The following is an 18,591-nucleotide window of genomic DNA, read 5'->3' on the forward strand; positions in this document are numbered from 1 at the left end:
GCCACCAAGTTTTCATGGCTGGGCGTCGAAGGCACCGGTGGCCGTTGCCAGGGGGTCCACTTCCTGTGCGGAAGACCAGTACCGCGGCCGCATTTTGCGCGCGGTCTGGATGTCCAGCACATCACCGTCGGTCTGAATGACGACGGCACCGGTCTTGTCCGTGCGCAACCCGTCGATGTCGCGCGCTACGTAGCGCTGCCAAACCTGCGGATGCGGATGTCCGTACCGATTGCGGTAGCCGACCTGGAAAACCGCCACCTGCGGGGAAACCGCGTCCAAGAACGCGCCGCTCGAGCTTGTCTTGCTGCCGTGATGAGGCACAAGCAAGATGTCTGCCATCAGTCGCTCAGGCTTTTCCGCAGCGATGAGCGCGCTTTCCTGGGCGGCTTCGATATCGCCGGTCAGCAAGGCGGCGTGGCGGCCATTGGCGATACGCAGCACACAACTGCGGGCGTTGCTGGACACGCGCTCGCTTTCAGCCGGCAAACGCCGCGGGTGCAGCACCTCAAAGACAACGCCGTCCCACGTCCATGCTTGCCCAGCCAAACAATCGGCAAAACCGATGTTGTTGGCATCAGCCGTGCCGCGCAGGGCGTGCCCCGGAGGCAAAGACGCCAACATGGTGCGCACCGGCACCGCGCCGATCACCGTTTCGGTGCCACCGGCGTGGTCGTTGTCTTCGTGGCTGACGACAAGCGTGTCGAGCGCTTCCACGCCATGTGCTCGCAGATAGGGAGCGATGACGCGGGCGGCGGCATCCGCATGGTCTCCGTAGCGCGGGCCGGTGTCGAACAGCAGGCGATGGTTGGCCGTTTCGACCAAGGCCGCAGCGCCCTGGCCGATGTCGAGCGCCACGAGCCGAAATTCGCCGGGCGATGGCAGTGGCTCGCGCGCAAGGACCAACGGCAAGAGGAGCAAGGCACCCTGCGCACGCCACGCCCATGCACGCGGGCCACCCGGCATCAGCAAGAGTGCCACCGCAACCATCGACAGCAACACTGCCCAGATGGGCCCGACCGGCGCAACCCACACAGACCAGCGCGGCGTCGCCAGCCATTCAAGCCAAACGACCAGCCACCGGAAGCTCGCTTCGGCCAACGCCAGCACTGGCTGCGCCAGCGGGTCCGGGAGGGCCGCGCCGATCAGCGCCAGCGGTGTCGTCACGAAACTCACCGCGGGAATTGCCAGCCCATTTGCCGCAGCAGAGACGACCGACGTCTGCTGGAACAACAGCAAGGTCAAAGGCAACAGCCCGAATGTGACCGCGAACTGAATCCGCGTACCGCCGGCGAGCGCACGGCGCGTGGCTCCAACCCAGCCTGCGTTTTCACTGCGATGGCCATCGAGCGCCATCTGCGCCGCGATGAAGATGATCGCCACCGCGCCGAACGACAGCCAGAACCCCGCCGACATGACCGCCCACGGGTCCACCACCGCCACCGCGGCCGCCGCCCAGCACAGCGAGAGGCTGGCCGGCACATTCCGATCGGTAAGCCGGGCGATGGCTACGGTGGAAAGCATCAGCAGCGTGCGCTGCGCCGGCACGCCCATCCCGGCGAGCAGGCAGTAGGCGAACGCCGCCAGCATGGCCGCGATGGCGCCTGCGCGCGGGGCCGGCATGCGCAGCGGCAATGGCGTACGCACCCAGCGCACCAGCCAGAACGAGCGACGCCACAGCGCCATCCACAACGCTGCAAACAGCCCGGCGATCATCGTGATGTGCAGCCCTGAAATGCTGACGAGGTGGCTGATGCCGGTGCGGCGGAACAGGTCCCAGTCGTCGGGGGCGATGCCGCTCTGGTCGCCCACCACCAGGGCGACAATGACAGCCGCGTAGCGCCCATTGGGCAGGGCATCGAGGATGTGGCGCCGCACGCTGGCACGCCAGCGCTCCACGCCAATTCCAAAACCGGTGCCCGCCTCGCCTAGCGCGATGTTCTGCGCGCGCTTGCCTGTACGCACATAGCCGACGGCCCGGATGTTGTCGGCCAGCATCGCGTATTCGCCGTCAAAGCCGCCGGGGTTGGTCAGGCTGTGCGGGCGCTTTAGGCGCAGCGTCAATTGCCAGCGTTGGCCGGGCTGCAGATCGGGGATGCCGGCGCGTCGGTCCGGCTTTGCATCTTCCTCGCCCACGTTGCCCCACGTGCGTGTGCCATACCAGGACAGGCGCACGCGGGGTGGCACGGCATCACCCGCATTGCTGGATTCGATGTGGAAGAGAAAACGGGTGGCGTCATCGCCGAGCTGCGGCAACTCGGCCACCACGCCGGTCGCGATGATGTCCTTGCCTTCCCACGCAGGGCTGAGCGCCACGGCCATGCGCTGCTGCGCGCGCCAATCACTCCAGCCAAAGCCTGCCGCAACGGCGGCGGCGACCAGCAACACGTGAAACAGCGTTAGCCGACGCCGCGAGACCGCCGCCAGCAATAGACAGAGCACCAGCACGCCAAGCGGTAGCCACACCGGCGCCAGCGTCCCCTGCATCTGCAATGCCACGCAGCCGGCGACAAAGCCGATCAACCGCAGACGCATGTGCGAGCGTCAGGCTGTCAGGAGCGCTGCCAGACGAGGAATGGCGTCGATACTGTTGCGGCGAGCCTGCTCGGCCAGCGCTTCGATCGAGATGTCGCGCAGTTGCGCCATCGCGCCGGCAATGCGCGCGACTTCCGAGGGCGCATTGCGCACACCACCCTGTTCGCCGAACTGGTCGTCGGCGAGCCAGGCGGGCGCGAGGTCGGGTGCGTCGGTTTCGAGCACGATCGACTCGATCGGCATGTCCTGCGCCAGCCGACGCACACGATTGGCGCGCGAAAAGGTAAAGACGCCGCCAAACCCCAGCTTGAAGCCGGAATCGACAAAGCGATGCGCCTGTTCAGGGCTGCCGTTGAACGCATGCGCAATGCCGCGTACGCCCGCTTTGCCGGCGGCGCTGCACACCTGATCCTGCGACTTGCGCACGTGCATCAGGACGGGCAGGTCGAATTCGCGTGCAATACGCAACTGCGCACGGAACACGGCGGTCTGACCCTCAACGTCGTAGTCGGGGATGAAGAAATCGAGGCCGATCTCGCCGATGGCCACGAAGCGCGGGTCGTCCATGGACGCGGCGACCTGGCGGCGCAGTTCGAGCAGGTCATCGTCGCTGGCCTGCGCAGCGTAGATCGGATGGATGCCCAGCGCATAACTGCACCCGGCATGCCGATGGGCCAACGCGCGCACCGTATCGAAGTTCCAGCGCGCGACTGCCGGCACGACGATGTGATCGACGCCCGCCGCGCGCGACTGCGCGACGACCGCATCACGGTCGGCATCAAAGTCGCTGGCGTCGAGGTGGCAATGGGTGTCGATCCACATGGTCAGTTCTGCGTTGGGAAAAGCGGCAACCTACCGGAAAGCGCGGACTTCTGGAATCCGCCTTTTCCGATCATGCTGCCGGGCTTAGCGCTCCTGGTGCAGATGGCCGTCGCGCAGGCGGAAGATGCGGTCGCAACGGCCGGCCAGCTCGATATCGTGCGTGACGATGACAAAGCTCGTGCCCAGCGTGCGCGTGAGTTCCAGCATCAGGTCAAACACTTCACCGGCGGTGTGATCGTCGAGATTGCCGGTGGGCTCGTCAGCCAGCACGCAAGCCGGAGACCCGACCAGCGCGCGCGCAATTGCCACGCGCTGGCGCTCGCCGCCGGACAGCTCGCCCGGACGGTGAGCCGTGCGTGGGCCCAGACCCACGCGTTCGAGCATCGCCTGGGCGGTGTGGCGCGCTTGCGCTTCTTCCACGCCCCGGATGCGCAGCGGCATCGCGACGTTGTCCAGCGCCGTGAATTCGGGCAGCAGATGGTGGAACTGATAGACGAAGCCGAGCGCCTGGTTGCGCAGCATATTGCGCTCGCGCTCCTTCATGGCCGTGAACGGCTTGCCGAGCAGCGAGACGCGACCCGACGTCGGCTCATCCAGCCCACCCAGCACATGCAGCAGCGTACTTTTGCCCGAGCCCGACGCGCCGACGATGGCGACCTTCTCGCCCACGCCAATGCGGATGTCCACACCCTTGAGCACATCGACGTTCAGGCCGCCCTGGCGGAACGACTTGGACAGCCCTTCCGCTTGCACCACCACACCCTGCGGCGCCGCGGCCGGCGCTTCCATGGAAGTCATGACGGCCTCACTCATAGCGCAGTGCCTCCGCCGGATTCACGCGCGACGCGTGCCAGCTCGGATACAGCGTCGCCACCGACGCGAGGATGAAAGAGATGATGCCAATGGTCGCAATGTCGTTCACGCGGGGGTCCGAGGGCAGTTCGCTGATGAAATAGATGTCACGCGGCAGGAATTGCACGTGGAAGAGACGCTCGATGAACGGCACGATCACGTCGATGTTGTAAGCGATGAGCGTGCCGAAGCCGACGCCCAGCAACGTGCCGATAAACCCGATCGCCACGCCCTGCACGATGAAGATCTTCATGATCGAGGCCGGTTGTGCGCCCATGGTTCGCAGGATGGCGATGTCGGCCTGCTTGTCCGTCACCGTCATCACCAGTGTGGACACGAGGTTGAACGCGGCCACGGCGATGATCAGCGTGAGGATGATGAACATCATCTTCTTCTCGGTCTTCACGGCGGCAAACCAGTTGCGGTTCTGGCGTGACCAGTCGCGGATGTACAGCTCGCCGGACAACGTGCGCGACAGGGCTTCGGCCACCTGCGGGGCGCGGTCCATGTCGACCAGCTTCAGACGCACGCCGGTCGGGCCATCGAGGCGGAACAGGCGTTCAGCGTCGTCCATGTTGACCAGCGCCAGCGAGCTGTCGAACTCGTAGTGGCCCGATTCGAAGATGCCCGTCACGGTGAACTGCTTCAGCCGCGGCAACACGCCCGCCGGGGTGATGGTGCCCTGCGGCGCCACCAGCGTGACCTTGTCCCCTTGATGCACGCCCAGGCCATTGGCGAGCTGGCTGCCCAGGGCGATGCCGAATTCGCCGGGTTTCAGATCATCGATCGTGCCTGATTTGAAATCCTTGGCGATGTCCGACACCTTCGGCTCGTCCGCCGGCGACACCCCGCGCAGCAGCACGCCGCGCACCGCCTCGTCGCGCGTGATCATGGCCTGCGCGCCCACGTAGGGCGCCGCGCCGATGACTTCCTTGTTCTGCATCGCCTCATTGGCGGTACGCTGCCAGTCCGGCAGGCTGTTCGGCGCCATCACTTCGATATGGGCCAGAACCGACAGCATGCGGTCCCGCACTTCCTTCTGGAAGCCGTTCATGACCGAGAGCACGATGATCAGCGCCGCCACCCCCAGCGCAATGCCGAGCATGGAGATGAGCGAAATGAAAGAGATGAAGCTGTTGCGGCTGGCGCGCTTGCTTGCGCGTGTATACCGCCAGCCAATCTGCCATTCGTATGGAAGTTTCAAAGGGGGTTCCCCGTGGGTGTGATTTGTCCGGCTCACTGGCCGACGAGCCGGAAGTTTACAATCTCGGAGCCATGATTCCTGAACTCACCCTGATTGTCCCGTTTTGCGCGCCCGCTGCCGAGGTGGCCGACGACGCTTACCGTCAATTGACCTTGCCGGGCCTGGAAAGGTTGCTCGCGCGTGCGCGCGAGGCCGAGCGCGAGCGCCACGACGACGCCTACCTGCCCACGCTGCCGCACGAGCGCTGGCTGGCCAAGCACGCCGGGCTGCCCATTTCTCCGCTGCCGTCCGCGCCCTACATGCGCCTGGCAGACGGCGGCACCGCCGACACGCGCACCTGGGCCTGCCTGCAGCCGGTCCACATCCACGCCGCTCGGGACCATCTGGTGATGCTCGACCCGGCCCAGCTCCGCCTGGAAGCCGCCGACGCCGACGCCCTGCGCGCCGCCATCGCTCCCCTGGTCGACGAGATGGGGATCACGCTCGATGCCACGCACGCCGCGCGCTGGTACGTCGCCGATTCGCCCTTTGGCGACCTCATTGCCGCCGCGCCGCAGCGCGCCACTGGGCACAACATCGACATCTGGATGCACAAGGGCGAGCAGGAGCGCGCCTGGCGCAAGTTCCAGAACGAGATCCAAATGACGTGGTACGACCACCCCGTCAACCAGGCGCGCGAGGCGCGTGGTCTGCTGCCGGTCAATTCGGTCTGGCTGTTCGGCCAGGGCGCGCTGGTCGATGCCCGCCCGATTGCCGAGCGCATGATCGGCGCTGATGCGTTCTTCGCGGGCCTGTGCCACGCCGGCCACGCCACCGAGCTGTGCGCCGAAACGCTGGCCGCCGTGCCGTTCGACGACACAAGCGCCGCTGCGCTGCTGGGCGACGCCGGCAAGCCGTATCTCAGCGCCGACTGGTACGACTGGATCGAGACCCTGCGCGCCTACGACCGCGACTGGCTTACCCCGGCCGCCGAAGCGCTGGCTGACGGCCGCATCGACGCCGTCTCACTCGTGCTGACCGGCGACTCGCACTACGCCCATTACCGCGTCACCCGCCGCGAACTCGCCAATGGCCCGTTCGGCTGGCTGCGCCGCTTCAGTCGCCCGCGCACCCTGCGCGACGCGCTGTCCCCGCTTTCCATGGCCGCCTGAGCCTGATCCTGCATGACCCGCATCGCTGTCCGCCCGCATTCCGCCGACGCCGCCACCACGCTGGCGGGCCACGGCATCCATCCTGTCCTGGCGCGCATCCTCGCTGCCCGGGGCGTTGCCCGGCCCGATGAACTGTCGACCGAACTGACCGACCTGCTGCCCCCCGCGCAACTCAAGGGCATTGACGAAGCAGCGCGCTACCTGGCCGACGCCATCGACGCCAACAAGCGCCTGCTGATCATTGCCGACTACGACTGCGACGGGGCCACCGCCTGCGCCGTAGGCGTACGCGGCTTGCGCATGCTGGGTGCGCAGGTCGGCTACATCGTCCCGAACCGCTTCGAGTACGGCTACGGCCTGTCGCCCGAAATCGTCGCACTGGCCGCACGCGAGAAGCCGGACGTGCTGGTCACCGTCGACAACGGCATCGCAGATGTGGCGGGCGTTGCTGCCGCCAACGCGCTGGGTATCGACGTGGTCGTGACGGACCACCACATGCCCGGGGCGCAGTTGCCCGAGGCGCGCGTGATCGTCAATCCGAACCAGCCGGGCTGCGGCTTCCCGAGCAAGAATCTGGCGGGCGTTGGCGTGATGTTCTACGTGCTGCTGGCCCTGCGGGCGGAATTGCGCAAGCGCGGTGTGTTCACGCCGCAAGATCAGCCGCGCCTTGACGCGCTGCTCGATCTGGTGGCACTCGGCACCGTGGCCGACGTGGTCAAACTCGACGCCAACAACCGTCTGCTGGTCGCGCAGGGCCTCAAGCGCATGCGCGCGGGGCGGATGTGCCCGGGCATCGCCGCGCTGTTCCGCGTGGCCGGCCGCGAGGCGAGGCGCGCGTCGACGTTCGATCTGGGCTTCGGCCTCGGCCCGCGCCTGAACGCCGCCGGGCGCCTTGCCGACATGTCACTCGGCATCGAATGCCTGCTCACCGACGACTACGACCGCGCCATGGCCATCGCCGCCGAACTCGACGGCATGAACCGCGAGCGCCGCGAGATCGAAGCCGGCATGCAGCAGGAAGCGCTCGCCATCCTCGACAGCATGAACGCCATCGATGGCGCCGGCCGCCACACCCTCGCGGTCTACAACGAGACGTGGCACCAGGGTGTGATCGGCATTGTCGCGTCGCGCATCAAGGACAAGTTCCACCGCCCGGTGTTCACCTTCGCGCCCGGCGACGACGGCGTCATCAAGGGGTCGGGCCGTTCGATTCCCGGCTTCCACCTGCGTGATGCGCTGGACGCCGTCCACAAGCGCAGCCCGGGTCTGATCGTGAAATTCGGCGGCCACGCCATGGCGGCGGGGCTTACGCTGCGCGAGGACGGTTTCGATGCATTCGCCAACACCTTCGAGGCCGTCGGCCGCGAATGGCTGACCGAGGCCCTGCTCTCGCGCGTGCTCGAAACCGACGGCGAAGCGGACCCGGAATGCTTCACGCCGCAGTTCGTCGAGCTGCTCGAAACCCAGGTCTGGGGCCAAGGCTTTCCGGCGCCAAGCTTCTGCGGCGAGTTCGACGTGCTATCGCAGGCGGTGCTGAAAGACAAGCACCTGAAGCTCAAGCTCGGCCGCGGCAAGCAGCATTTCGACGCGATCTGGTTCAACCACGCAGAGCCGCTCGGCGCCTCGGCGTACGTGGCCTACCGGCTCGACAACAACACGTTCAATGGCATCACGCGCGTGCAGATGGTGATCGAGCACGCGCAATAGCGGATTGGACAAACCTTGCGCCAACGCATAAATACATGCCAAAACTGTCTGACGGCGCGAAGATGACGCAGCAATCGGGCACGGCCGGTGCGTTACAATGCGAGATTGCCGGTATGGAAACGCCCAAGCATCCAGGACCGCGCGCCCCACGAATTCCTAGCATCAACTTCCAAGCGAAATGACTCACGTCGTTACCGAAAGCTGTGTCCGCTGCAAGTACACCGACTGCGTGGACGTCTGCCCCGTCGACTGCTTCCGCGAAGGCCCGAACTTCCTGACCATTGATCCGGATGAGTGCATCGACTGCGCCGTCTGCGTGGCCGAGTGCCCGGTCAACGCTATCTACGCCGAAGAAGACGTGCCTGCCGATCAGCAGAAATGGATCGCCATCAATGCAGAGCTGGCGCAAGCCGGCTGGCCGTCCATCACCAAGACCAAGCAACCCTTGCCCGACGCCGACGACTGGAAGGACGTGAAGGACAAGGAACAGTATCTCGACCGCGGCTGAACTCGCTCAAGCCAACCTGCCCGCACACTTTTTGTAGAGCATCGCGAAAAAAGGTGTTGACGGGTAGAACGGAAACTAGCTAGAATTCATTTCTTCGCTGTTGCAGCGATTCCCCGATAGCTCAGTCGGTAGAGCGCCGGACTGTTAATCCGTAGGTCCCTGGTTCGAGCCCAGGTCGGGGAGCCAAAATAACAAAACGCCTCGCTTCGTGCGGGGCGTTTTCATTTGTGGCATCGGTGCGTGTATTGTTTGCACCGATCGTCATGCCCGGATGGTGAAATTGGTAGACACCGCGGACTTAAAATCCGCTGCGCCCTAATCGGCGCGTGCCGGTTCGATCCCGGCTCCGGGCACCAATCCCCTCGTCGCTTCCTTCCCTCCTCCGCACCAGCGTGTTACGTCGCGCTGCAGCCGTGCGTGTTCGGCGCGTCTTCATATTCGTCGTGACGGCGCACCCATGACATCGGGCCGTTTTCATTGCGGCCAAGCGGCGCGCGATCGAGCAGCAGCAGCGTGCCAACCATGTCCTCCAAGCCGCGCGCATACGTCGAGTACGCGTGGAAGACATTGCGCGCCTCGTCTTGATAAAAGGCGCTCATTCCAGGCAGTTCGTCGTGAGCCTCTTCGCGTGGCGTAGCCGTGTAGTTGTAGTCGACCGTCCCGCTTGCGAGTTCGTCCTGCGAGAAACTCACGCGATAGTCGTGATTGAACGTCGAGCCGAACGACGACACCCACGGGAATCGCCAGCCCATGCGCTTTTTGTAGGTGGCGATCTTGTCCATCGGCGCGCGGGACACCGCGACGAACGTCACGTCGTGGTGGTTCAAATGCGGGAGCATTCCGCCAATATGGTCGGACAGGAAGGAGCACCCCGGACAGCACGCATCCCAGTCTGGGCCGAGCATGAAGTGATAGACCATCAGTTGGCTGCGGCCGTCGAACAGGTCGAGCAGCGTCTTCTTGCCCTCCGGCGACTCGAACACGTATGCCGCATCGACCTTGACCCACGGCAGCGCTTGGCGCTCGGCGTTGATGGCGTCGCGCAGATGGATGGCCTCTTTCTCGCGCGCCAGCAACGCTCGGCGCTGGATAAGCCATTCGTCTCTTGAAACGACGGGGTGCGCTTGCATGATTGCCCCTTGTCTAAGACTCAGGACTTCATACTAGGCGGCCGCACTCGAATGAAAAGCCGCGGCGCACAAGTCCCCAACCGGATGCGACTTGCCCGCCATGGAAGAGAATCAGCCGCCTCTGCGCATGTCATTTCAGGTGCCGGATCAGCCCATCAGCAACCGCACGCCCACATTGATGAGCGCGCCGCCGCCCACCAGACCTACCCACAGCACAGCGGCACACAGCAGCGGTCGCACACCGGACTTCAGCAGCATCGGCACATGCGTTTGCGTGCCGATGGCAAACATCGCGCAGGCCAGCATGGCGGTGTCGATGGCGTCGATGGGGGCATGCCATGCAGCGGGGATCGCACCAGCGGAATTCAGCAGCGTCACGATCAGCAAGCCCACCGCAAACCAGGGCATCGCCTTCCAGGCATGGCCGGCGGCCTTGCGAAGTGCGCTCTCGGAAGACGCCGAAGCGGAAGCCGGCGCTTCAGCAGGCGTCGTGCACGCCAGCACCACCAGCAGCGGAGACAGCGCCAGCACGCGCACCATCTTGCTGACCACGGCCGCGTTGGTGGCGTCGTCGCCCAACGGACGCGCAGCGGCAATCACCTGCGCGACCTCGTGGATCGTCGAACCGATGTAGACGCCAAAGTGCTCAGGCGTGACGGCCGCACCAGCATGCGCAACCAGCGCGTACAGCCACGGATACAGAAAGATGCCGACCGTGCCGAACAGGACCACGCTGGCGATCGCTACGGCCGTCTCACGCGATGACGCCTTCACCGCCGGCGCGACGGCCAGCACGGCCGCGGCCCCGCAGACCGCACTGCCCGCCGCCACCAGCACGGATTGCGAACGCGTGAGGCGAAACCAGCGCGTGCCGATCCACGTACCGGCCAGCATCGTCGCGGCCAATACCACCAGGGGAATCACCACGCCTGACGTACCCAGATCCTGGATCTGCGCCAGCGTCAGCCGAGCGCCGTAGAGAATCACGCCGGCCCGCAGCAGCGTATGTCGCGCAAACTGGATCGCGCCTGGCGTCAGCCAGCGCTGGTGACCAGGGACATGCCCCACGGCCATGCCGAGCAGGATGGCGAGCGTCAATGCGCTCAGGCCCAGATGCTCCGCCCACGGCATGGCACCGAGCGCTACGGCCACGCCCGCGCAGCCGAACAACACCGTCACGCTGGCAAGCGTCCGCCCATCGAACCCCGCCGCCATGCTCGAGGGTGCCAGCTGTTTCTGCGCAGTCGTCATCACATCCGCCTTCTTTATTCGATATGCGCATAACGATATGCGGATCGTGATAACCTGTAAAACAGGTAATTTTAGTAATTCCAACCACTTTTATGGATAACAAAGCGCCCCGCGTCACCTTGCGGCAATGGGCCGTCTTCGCCGCCATCGCGCAAAGCGAGACGACCACCGCTGCCGGCGAAGCTCTTGGCCTGTCGCAATCCGCTGTCAGCGCGGCGCTGGCCGAGCTGGAGTCCACGCTCGGACATCCGCTGTTTGACCGGCATGCGCGGCGCCTGCATCTGAATGCGCTGGGCCGGCAACTTCTGCCGCAAGCACAGGCGCTGCTCGATCACGCCGATGCGCTGGAACACGCGACCGCCCAGCCGAACGTGCGCCTGAAGCTCGCGGCCAGCAGCACGATCGGCAACTATGTGCTGCCAGCCCTGCTGGCGGGCTTCCGGCACGAGATCGCGCCGGACAGCCAGCTCGACGTGCTGATCGGCAACACGCAGGACGTGGTCGATGCCGTGCAGCGTTTCGAGGTCGACATCGGCTTGATTGAAGGCACGTGCCGCGGCGAAGCATTAGAGATCGAAACGTGGATCGACGATGAGATGGTGATCGTTGCCGCGCCGGGGCATCCGCTCACGCAAGGAACGGGACCCGTCTCGCATGCGGCGCTGCGCGAAGCGGGCTGGCTGATGCGTGAACCCGGCTCCGGCACGCGCGAACTAGTCGACAGCCGCATCGCTTCGGTGGTCGGGCCGCTGCATGTGGCGCTCGAACTCGGGCACTCCGAAGCTATCCAGCGCACGGTGGCTGCCGGCTACGGCATTAGCTGCCTGTCGCGCCACGTGGTGGCCGACGCGCTGCGTGACGGCCGCCTGGTGGAAGTCGACAGCGGCCTGCCGCGCATTGCCCGGCCGCTGCTGATCGTGCGCCATCGCGACAAGCACCCCACGCACGGGCTCACGCAATTCATCGACGTGCTACGCAGTCACAGCGTCGATTCGAAAAAAATTCGCGCAGGGGACTAGCGCGATCCAAAAAAGATTGATATATTCTCGTTTCTTCGCGGGGCGTTAGCTCAGTTGGTAGAGCAGCGGACTCTTAATCCGTAGGTCGAGTGTTCGAGTCACTCACGCCCCACCAGTATTTAAAAGGCCCGACAGGCAACTGTCGGGCCTTTTTCATTTCTGCAATCTCGCGCGGGCACGGGCACGTTCATCCCAACCGGGTTTCAAAGACCTGCGAAACGTTTGAGCAGCCGGCCAGCAGCAAGCACAAGAATGCGGAGCGCCTCATAACTGCTTGCAGGTGTAACTGAGGTGCAGCGATGCGCGCGCGTCGACGCCAGGATACGGCCGGCGGCGTGCTGTACGTGGCCCGATCGGCCTGGGCTGCCTTGTTGGCCGCGGCTTGAGCAGCGACCGACAAGGCGGAGCTGTTCGGCACCGCCAAAGGCCGGCGCCGGCCTTGCATTTCAGGCCATTGCCTCGATGCGCAGTTGCATGCGCATGTGCAACGTCTCGCCAGGCGCCAAAGCGCGCAGGCCAGTACCTTCCCATCCTTGTGCCGCCAGGTTGATGGCGTCGGCCACATGTGAAATGGGCTCCAGGCAGAAATACGGCTGCCCGTGCGGCGCGTGGAGGATGAAGTGGTCGAGCGGGTCATCGGCGCTCAGCGTGAGCTCGCCGCCCGCGCGGGACACCACCGCACGTTGCTGCCATTCGCTGTAGTAGACGCTGAGCGCGGCATCGGGTAATGCACGGGCGTGACGAAAATCTTCCCGCGGCGTGATCGGCTCGCGGCGGACGGCAACTTCACCGGCGTCGGTCGGCCACATCGTCGCAGCATCGAACTGCACGCGCGTATCGGCCGTGCGTGCGAAGTATGGATGGAAGCCGCCACCGGCCGGCATACTGCTGTCGCCATCGTTGCGCAGCGTCATGACGGCATCCAGCCCGGATTCAGTCAGCACCAGCGTTTGCGTTGCGGTGAAAGGCCAGGGCCAGCTGTCTGCCTCGGGCACATAGCGCAAGCCGAGTTCGATCGACGACGCTGTCATCCGCTCCACCGTCCAAGCACGCGCATGCGCCAGTCCGTGCATGGCGTGGGCCTGGCCGGGATGCGGCGCGAGACGGATCTCGCGGCCGCCCCATTCAAAGCGCCCATCGCGGATGCGGTTGGAGAACGGCAGTAGCGGATAGCAGCCGGCCTTGGGCCATGCCAGCCCCTCGAAGCCGTCGCGCAAGGACTCGGCCGACATCGGCGCCAACCAATCGACATGCCGGCCGCCCTCGCCGGCCCAAGCCAGCGAGGCAATGCGTCCACCTGCCGCCGGGGCGACGTCCATCGTCAACGCGCCGGCGCGCAGCGTGTGCACCTGGCCAGGCGCAAGCCAAGTCTTGCTGTGCATCAGAACGAATGCCGAATGCCGACCATGCCCACGAACTGGCTGCGTCCGTTCGACGGCGTGCCGTTCTGCGAGTCGCCTACCGACGCCACCGCATCCACAATGGACGTGCTCGTCCCCGAAGCGCGCAGCGTCTGGCCGTTGGCGCGCTGATACGCCTGGATCGCATAGAACGCGGTGCGCTTGGACAGCGAATACAGCTGCTCCATCGAGAACTGGTTGTACTTGGCCGGCGAGCTGATCCCGTTGCGTGCCTTCTCAGCCGTGTAGCTGTAGCCGAAGGCGAGCCGCAATGCGGGCGTCAGATCGTACGTGGCAATCGCGCCCACCGTATTGAACGTGGCCGATTGCGTGAACAGCGACAGCGCGCCCGGCTTGTACTGAACATTCGAGTAGTTCAGGCCAACCATCAACTTGCCGAACGTATAACGCGCGGCCGTGGCGATGAGCTGCGCGGAGTCTGCCGTGGCATAGCCGGCGTTGACCGGCGAGTTGTTGGCGAACGTCCCGACGTTGCTGAAGTTGCCGGCCGTCGTGCCAGTCGACACGTTCTTCAGGCGCGTATAGCCGACGCCCCACGAGAAGGCCTGGAAGTCGTATCGCAGCCCGGTGCTCACGCTGCTGCCGTTCGAAATGCTGCCGGCCTGCTCGCCAAAGCCGTATTGCACGCCCGCTTGCAGACCGCCCAGCACCGGCGTGGTGTAGGTGACGGAGTTGTTGAAGCGCAGCGTGGTATCCAATGCATCGACATCGCCCGGGTGCGCGCCAGTGGCACCCGTGAGCACGTTGGTCGGGCCCAGCGATGCCACGTACTGGAAGTACGGCGTGTACGCACGGCCCAGCGTGACCTGGCCATAGTTCGTGTTGCTCAGGCCGACGTAGGCCTGGCGGTTAAAGATGACCCCGGCTTGGGACTGTTGCCCCGTTGCGGCGTTGAGACCGCTCTCCAGCCGGAACAGCGCCGTGTTGCCGCCGCCCAGGTCTTCCGTGCCGTACAGGCCAAACTTGCTGGCCAGCAAGGCGCCCGAGTTGATGTAAGTGTTGGAATGGCCGCCCTGGTTGCTCGAATAGGCAAAGGCGTTATCGACCACGCCATACAGCGTGACCGACGTTTGTGCTGCAGCCTGCATCGAAGCGCCTGCGCAGAGCAGCGCAACCGATGCGTAGACCGGGCGGATCGAAACGGCACGTTTGGCTCGTGTGGTTTTCATCGTTGTGATCTCGGAAATCTCCTACACCAAGGGAACACTGCGCATTACCGTGCCTCTGCGGACCCGATCGTGATGCGCAGCGGAAATGCGGCACTAGGCCGGCAATTGCAACGTCAGGCGGCGCCAGCCACCCGCAACAACGGTGTCCAGCACGCGGGCATGCGGCGTCTGTACTGGCCGCGCATCGCCGGCGGGCAAGTGAATCTCCACCGTGTCGGCCGGCGTCGGCATCTTGCCTTCGCGCGAGACGTGCAGCGTGATCGCCTGCGCATCCGACACTGCGCGCACGCTCCATCGGCCCTGCTCGCCGCGGCGCCACGCTTCGGTTTCGCCGTCGTCTTCAACGCAGCCGCCAGCGGATTCGCCAACGCCTTGCATGGGCACGACGAGGAAGCCGCGTTGATCGGCGCGCCGGTCGAAATGCTGCTCCGCCACGTTCAGCGCGATCACCCCGCCTTCGCGAATCAGCATGACGGGTTGGTCCCACGGCGAAGGCAGCGTGATGGTCTGTCCGCCCTCGAACGCCTCGCCGCTCCAGTACGACACCCAGCGCGCGCCGGTCGGCAGGTAGACAGAGCGATGGGTCTGCCCTTCGTCCACCGTCGGCGCCACGAGCAGCGACGCGCCGAGCATCATGTCATCGCACTCGGCGTAGCAGCGGCGGTCGTTCGGGAACTCGGCAAACGTCGGCCGCAGTACCGGGTCATAGGCCTGCGTGGATTGCCATAACAGTTCATACAGATACGGAATCAGCCGGTAGCGCAGCTTGATCAGCGAGGCAATTTGCGAGGTGACCTGCGGATACATCCATGGTTCGTTGACGGTCTTGTCATCGTTCCACGAGTGGATGGAGAAGCGCGGCATGAACACGCCAAACGCCACCCAGCGCACCAGCAATTCCGGCGAAGGCGCCGGGCCCGCAAACCCGCCGATATCGTGCCCGATGTTCGAGACGCCCGACAGCGCTAGCCCCAGGCCCATCTTCAGGTTGTAGCGCAGCGTTTCCCACGAGGTGTAGTTGTCTCCGGACCACGTCTGCACATAGCGCTGCATGCCGACACCACCGGAGCGCGACACCAGGAACGGCCGACGCTGCGGCGCAAATTCGAGCTGCGCTTCGCGCGAGGCGCGCATCATCAGCATGGTGTGCAGCACCTTGGCTTCACGGATGGGCGCCTTCTTGCCAAACCCGTGCGCGAACGCGTCGGGCGTCCAGACTTCGAACTCGTTGTTGTCGTTCCAGGTCGACGCCATGCCGTACTCGAGCAGCGCGCTCTTGACGTTGGCTTTCCACCAACCCAGCGTTTTCGGGTTGGTGAAGTCGAGATACGCGCCAACCTCGTCCCAGAATTGCACCCAGGCCGGCTCGCCGCTTGCGTCGCAAATCAGCAGGCCGGCTTCCCGGGCTTCTTCGAACTTCGGGTGATCGCGAAGCAGGCACGGCTTGATGTTCGGGCACAGGCGAATGCCCGCGTCCAGATAGCTCTGGACGAAGCCGCGCACATCGGGGAACTTGTCGGTGTTCCAGTTGAAGACGTAGCGCTTCGGCCCGATCGACGTATAGCCCGACGACAGATGGAACGAATCGCACAGGATGTCGTGCTCACGGCATCCCTTGATGAACTCGGCCATCTGTTCCTGCGCGTTGGGCGCGTCGGTGTACGTCATGGTCGAGCCGGAATAACCGAGGCCCCATTTCGGCATCCAGGCGGGGCGGCCGGTCATCCACGTAAAGCGGCGCGTGGCGTCGAGCGGCGTGTCGGGCGAGGCGATGAAGTAGTAGTCGAGATCGCCATGCGGCGCGACAAAGTACCGATAGTGACCGTGGTAGTTGTCCAGCTCGCGGCCCATGTCGAAGCTGCAATCTGACAGCGTGTCGTAGAACAACCCGAAGCCGGTGCGGTTTTCCGGTTGCCACGTCACGTAGAACGGGATGTGCTTGTACAGCGGATCGGTCGTGCGCGCGCTGTAGCCCATCGCATCGATGTTGCGCATCTCATAGCGCTGGTGCGCACGGTTCATGTCGCCGGCGCGCTCACCCAGGCCGAAGTACATCTCGCCGGGTTCGCGGCGCACGTAGTGGTAGACCTGCTCGTCCCAATAGCCGAAGTTGTAGGCCTGCGTTGGGCGATCGTTCAGCACGGTCTGCCATCCGCCGGCCCCGTGGATCTGCCATGTGCAGAAGCCGCCTGCGAGCGCAACGCTCAGCCGAATCTTGCTGGTTTCCACGCGCAGCGTGTCGGCATCGCTGTGCAACGCAAATGCGGGCAGCGCGAAGCCGCTCAGGTCGCGGCGGTCACGCCCTTCGAGGGGCGTGTCGTCACCGCCGGGGGCAATCGACCACGTGGCCGGGCCGCGCAGGTCGCCCTGCGGCAGCACGAGCATGCGGATGATGTCCTCTTCCAGCACGAAGAGTTCAATCGCAGCGCCGGCGCTGCTGGCCAGCCGCAGCCGGTTGCCTTCATGCGCCTGGACTTCGAATCGGGGGGGATGCAACATGGACATCGGTTTCAACTCAGTTTGAAGCAGAGAGACTCATCTGACGCGCGGCGCGCTCTTCCTGCGACTGACCGCGAATCAGCACAATCAGCAACGCCGCGCCAATCAGATCGAACGCGCCGAGCAGGCCGAACAGCGGACCATAACCGACCTTGTCAGCCAACGCGCCCACCAACAGCGAGAAGCCCAGGCCGCCAATCCACGCCGACATGCCTGCAAAGCCACTGGCAGTGCCCACCTCTTCCGGATCGAACACGTCCGCAGACAGCGTGTTGACCAGGCCGGAGATCATTTGGTGCGCAAAGCCACCCACGCAGAACAGCGCAATCGCCGTATAGGGAGACGCCACGAGCCCGACGCACGCCGGACCGATCATCATGAACGCACCCAGCACAACGCCGCAAACGCGCGACCACACCAGCGGAATACGGAAGCGCTTGATCAGGAACGGCGACAGGTAACCGCCGGCCAGGCCGCCCAGGTCAGCCGCCAGGAATGGCAGCCACGCGAACATGGCGATGGCTTTCAGATCGAGGTGACGCTCGTTGACGAAGTAAAGCGGAATCCAAAAGCTGAACGTCTGCCAGGCAGGTTCGGCAAAAAAGCGCGCCAGCGCAATCGCCCAGAAGCGGCGGGACGTCACGACGTCCTTGACCGGGCGCTTGCCGCGCTCTGCGCTCACCGGGCGGAGCTGGCCGCCGATGATCTTTTCGCGCTCGGCATCGGACAGCGCGGCATGGTCCTTCGGCGAACGGTAGAACGCAAACCACAGCGCGGCCCACAAGAAGCCGATTGCGCCGGTCACCACAAACGCCCACTGCCAGCCGTAACGCAGATGCAGGAAGACCACCAGCGGCGGCGCCAACATCGCACCCAGCGAGGTGCCCGAATTGAACCAGCCGACGGCGACGGACTTTTCCTTGTCCGGGAACCATTCGGCGACGGCCTTCATGCCGGACGGAATGGCAGCGGCTTCGGTCAGGCCCATCAGGGCGCGAAAGCCCGCCAGCGACAGCCAGCCGGTAGCGCCCGCGTGCAGCACGCCAGCAAACGACCACAACACACCAAACAGCGCAAAGCCGATACGCAAGCCGACCAGGTCAACGATAAAGCCGCAGACGGGCTGCATGATCGTGTAGCCGACCTGGAAGGCCGCCACCACGTAGGAATACTGCTGGGTGCTCATCCCCAGCTCGCTCTTGAGGGTGGGCGCCAGCACGCCCAGCGAGTTACGCGCCAGATAGTTGACGATCGTGCCCAGGCACACCAGCACGATGATCCACCAGCGCAAGCCCTTGATGGTCTTCACGGTGTTGTCTCCGATAT

At 64.9% G+C, this 18,591-nt stretch carries 14 protein-coding genes and 3 tRNA genes; 7 read left to right on the forward strand and 10 right to left on the reverse strand.

From position 1 onward, the window contains the following. Nucleotides 1–12: 12 nt before the first annotated feature. The 4 genes from AAHM38_RS02655 to AAHM38_RS02670 form a co-directional block, all read right to left on the reverse strand. Nucleotides 13–2,532, reverse strand: coding sequence for a DNA internalization-related competence protein ComEC/Rec2 (locus AAHM38_RS02655; RefSeq protein WP_116574811.1), 2,520 nt, complete (start codon nt 2,530–2,532; stop codon nt 13–15). A gap of 9 nt (nt 2,533–2,541) precedes the next feature. Continuing rightward, entirely contained in the window at nt 2,542–3,354 is an 813-nt protein-coding gene (locus tag AAHM38_RS02660; RefSeq protein ID WP_116574810.1) for a TatD family hydrolase, read from the reverse strand. 84 nt (nt 3,355–3,438) lie between these two features. Next, complete coding sequence (lolD, locus tag AAHM38_RS02665; RefSeq protein ID WP_027677716.1) at nt 3,439–4,167, reverse strand: lipoprotein-releasing ABC transporter ATP-binding protein LolD; 729 nt, start codon at nt 4,165–4,167, stop codon at nt 3,439–3,441. Beyond that, nucleotides 4,160–5,410, reverse strand: a complete 1,251-nt coding sequence (locus tag AAHM38_RS02670) for a lipoprotein-releasing ABC transporter permease subunit (RefSeq protein ID WP_012761702.1) — start codon at nt 5,408–5,410, stop codon at nt 4,160–4,162. Before AAHM38_RS02670 ends, lolD begins: the two co-directional genes overlap by 8 nt. A gap of 71 nt (nt 5,411–5,481) precedes the next feature. Between AAHM38_RS02670 and AAHM38_RS02675 the strand changes: the two genes are divergently transcribed. The 5 genes from AAHM38_RS02675 (at nt 5,482) to AAHM38_RS02695 (ending at nt 9,132) form a co-directional block, all read left to right on the forward strand. Next, nucleotides 5,482–6,561 (forward strand): hypothetical protein, encoded by a 1,080-nt coding sequence (locus tag AAHM38_RS02675; protein ID WP_116574809.1) that lies wholly within the window; start codon nt 5,482–5,484, stop codon nt 6,559–6,561. A gap of 12 nt (nt 6,562–6,573) precedes the next feature. Further along, nucleotides 6,574–8,268 carry a single-stranded-DNA-specific exonuclease RecJ gene (recJ, locus tag AAHM38_RS02680; RefSeq protein ID WP_116574808.1) on the forward strand — a complete coding sequence of 565 codons (1,695 nt, stop codon included), beginning with the start codon at nt 6,574–6,576 and terminating at the stop codon, nt 8,266–8,268. 178 nt (nt 8,269–8,446) lie between these two features. Then, nucleotides 8,447–8,776, forward strand: a complete 330-nt coding sequence (gene fdxA, locus AAHM38_RS02685; protein WP_009238498.1) for a ferredoxin FdxA — start codon at nt 8,447–8,449, stop codon at nt 8,774–8,776. Nucleotides 8,777–8,886: 110 nt separating this feature from the next. Then, nucleotides 8,887–8,962, forward strand: a tRNA-Asn gene (locus tag AAHM38_RS02690). 79 nt (nt 8,963–9,041) lie between these two features. After that, nucleotides 9,042–9,132: transfer RNA gene (locus AAHM38_RS02695), tRNA-Leu, on the forward strand. A gap of 39 nt (nt 9,133–9,171) precedes the next feature. On the opposite strand, the gene AAHM38_RS02700 is transcribed toward AAHM38_RS02695, so the two are convergent. Next, nucleotides 9,172–9,906, reverse strand: coding sequence for a DUF899 domain-containing protein (locus tag AAHM38_RS02700; protein WP_116574807.1), 735 nt, complete (start codon nt 9,904–9,906; stop codon nt 9,172–9,174). 147 nt (nt 9,907–10,053) lie between these two features. Then, entirely contained in the window at nt 10,054–11,157 is a 1,104-nt protein-coding gene (locus tag AAHM38_RS02705; RefSeq protein WP_116574806.1) for a YeiH family protein, read from the reverse strand. 92 nt (nt 11,158–11,249) lie between these two features. Between AAHM38_RS02705 and AAHM38_RS02710 the strand changes: the two genes are divergently transcribed. Together AAHM38_RS02710 and AAHM38_RS02715 are read left to right on the forward strand one after the other, a co-directional pair. After that, a complete protein-coding gene (locus AAHM38_RS02710; protein ID WP_009238501.1) occupies nt 11,250–12,176 on the forward strand; it encodes a LysR family transcriptional regulator in 927 nt (308 codons plus the stop codon). Between the two features lie 39 nt (nt 12,177–12,215). Continuing rightward, a tRNA-Lys gene (locus AAHM38_RS02715) sits at nt 12,216–12,291 on the forward strand. Between the two features lie 331 nt (nt 12,292–12,622). On the opposite strand, the gene AAHM38_RS02720 is transcribed toward AAHM38_RS02715, so the two are convergent. The 4 genes from AAHM38_RS02720 to AAHM38_RS02735 all read right to left on the reverse strand — a co-directional run bounded on the left by AAHM38_RS02720 (nt 12,623) and on the right by AAHM38_RS02735 (nt 18,574). Then, the gene (locus tag AAHM38_RS02720) at nt 12,623–13,558 is read right to left on the reverse strand and encodes an aldose 1-epimerase (protein WP_116574805.1); all 936 of its coding nucleotides are present in this window, start codon (nt 13,556–13,558) and stop codon (nt 12,623–12,625) included. Then, a complete protein-coding gene (locus tag AAHM38_RS02725; protein ID WP_009277361.1) occupies nt 13,558–14,766 on the reverse strand; it encodes a porin in 1,209 nt (402 codons plus the stop codon). Before AAHM38_RS02725 ends, AAHM38_RS02720 begins: the two co-directional genes overlap by 1 nt. Nucleotides 14,767–14,859: 93 nt before the next feature. After that, nucleotides 14,860–17,271: a glycoside hydrolase family 31 protein gene (locus tag AAHM38_RS02730; RefSeq protein WP_116574804.1), complete on the reverse strand. Its 2,412-nt coding sequence runs from the start codon at nt 17,269–17,271 to the stop codon at nt 14,860–14,862. Nucleotides 17,272–17,281: 10 nt separating this feature from the next. Further along, on the reverse strand, nt 17,282–18,574 hold the full coding sequence (locus tag AAHM38_RS02735) for an MFS transporter (RefSeq protein ID WP_116574803.1): 1,293 nt from the start codon (nt 18,572–18,574) through the stop codon (nt 17,282–17,284). Nucleotides 18,575–18,591 lie beyond the last annotated feature (17 nt).

It is taken from the genome of Ralstonia sp. OTU4908 (assembly GCF_038440115.1).
Lineage (GTDB): Bacteria > Pseudomonadota > Gammaproteobacteria > Burkholderiales > Burkholderiaceae > Ralstonia > Ralstonia pickettii.

Bases quoted from the DNA above. Each gene is read 5' to 3' on its own strand.
- AAHM38_RS02725 (WP_009277361.1), bottom strand. From the start codon at position 14,766: ATGAAAACCACACGAGCCAAACGTGCCGTTTCGATCCGCCCGGTCTAC.
- AAHM38_RS02655 (WP_116574811.1), bottom strand. From the start codon at position 2,532: ATGCGTCTGCGGTTGATCGGCTTTGTCGCCGGCTGCGTGGCATTGCAG.
- AAHM38_RS02705 (WP_116574806.1), bottom strand. From the start codon at position 11,157: ATGACGACTGCGCAGAAACAGCTGGCACCCTCGAGCATGGCGGCGGGG.
- AAHM38_RS02710 (WP_009238501.1), top strand. From the start codon at position 11,250: ATGGATAACAAAGCGCCCCGCGTCACCTTGCGGCAATGGGCCGTCTTC.
- AAHM38_RS02675 (WP_116574809.1), top strand. From the start codon at position 5,482: ATGATTCCTGAACTCACCCTGATTGTCCCGTTTTGCGCGCCCGCTGCC.
- AAHM38_RS02700 (WP_116574807.1), bottom strand. From the start codon at position 9,906: ATGCAAGCGCACCCCGTCGTTTCAAGAGACGAATGGCTTATCCAGCGC.
- lolD (WP_027677716.1), bottom strand. From the start codon at position 4,167: ATGAGTGAGGCCGTCATGACTTCCATGGAAGCGCCGGCCGCGGCGCCG.
- fdxA (WP_009238498.1), top strand. From the start codon at position 8,447: ATGACTCACGTCGTTACCGAAAGCTGTGTCCGCTGCAAGTACACCGAC.
- AAHM38_RS02720 (WP_116574805.1), bottom strand. From the start codon at position 13,558: ATGCACAGCAAGACTTGGCTTGCGCCTGGCCAGGTGCACACGCTGCGC.
- AAHM38_RS02730 (WP_116574804.1), bottom strand. From the start codon at position 17,271: ATGTCCATGTTGCATCCCCCCCGATTCGAAGTCCAGGCGCATGAAGGC.
- AAHM38_RS02660 (WP_116574810.1), bottom strand. From the start codon at position 3,354: ATGTGGATCGACACCCATTGCCACCTCGACGCCAGCGACTTTGATGCC.
- recJ (WP_116574808.1), top strand. From the start codon at position 6,574: ATGACCCGCATCGCTGTCCGCCCGCATTCCGCCGACGCCGCCACCACG.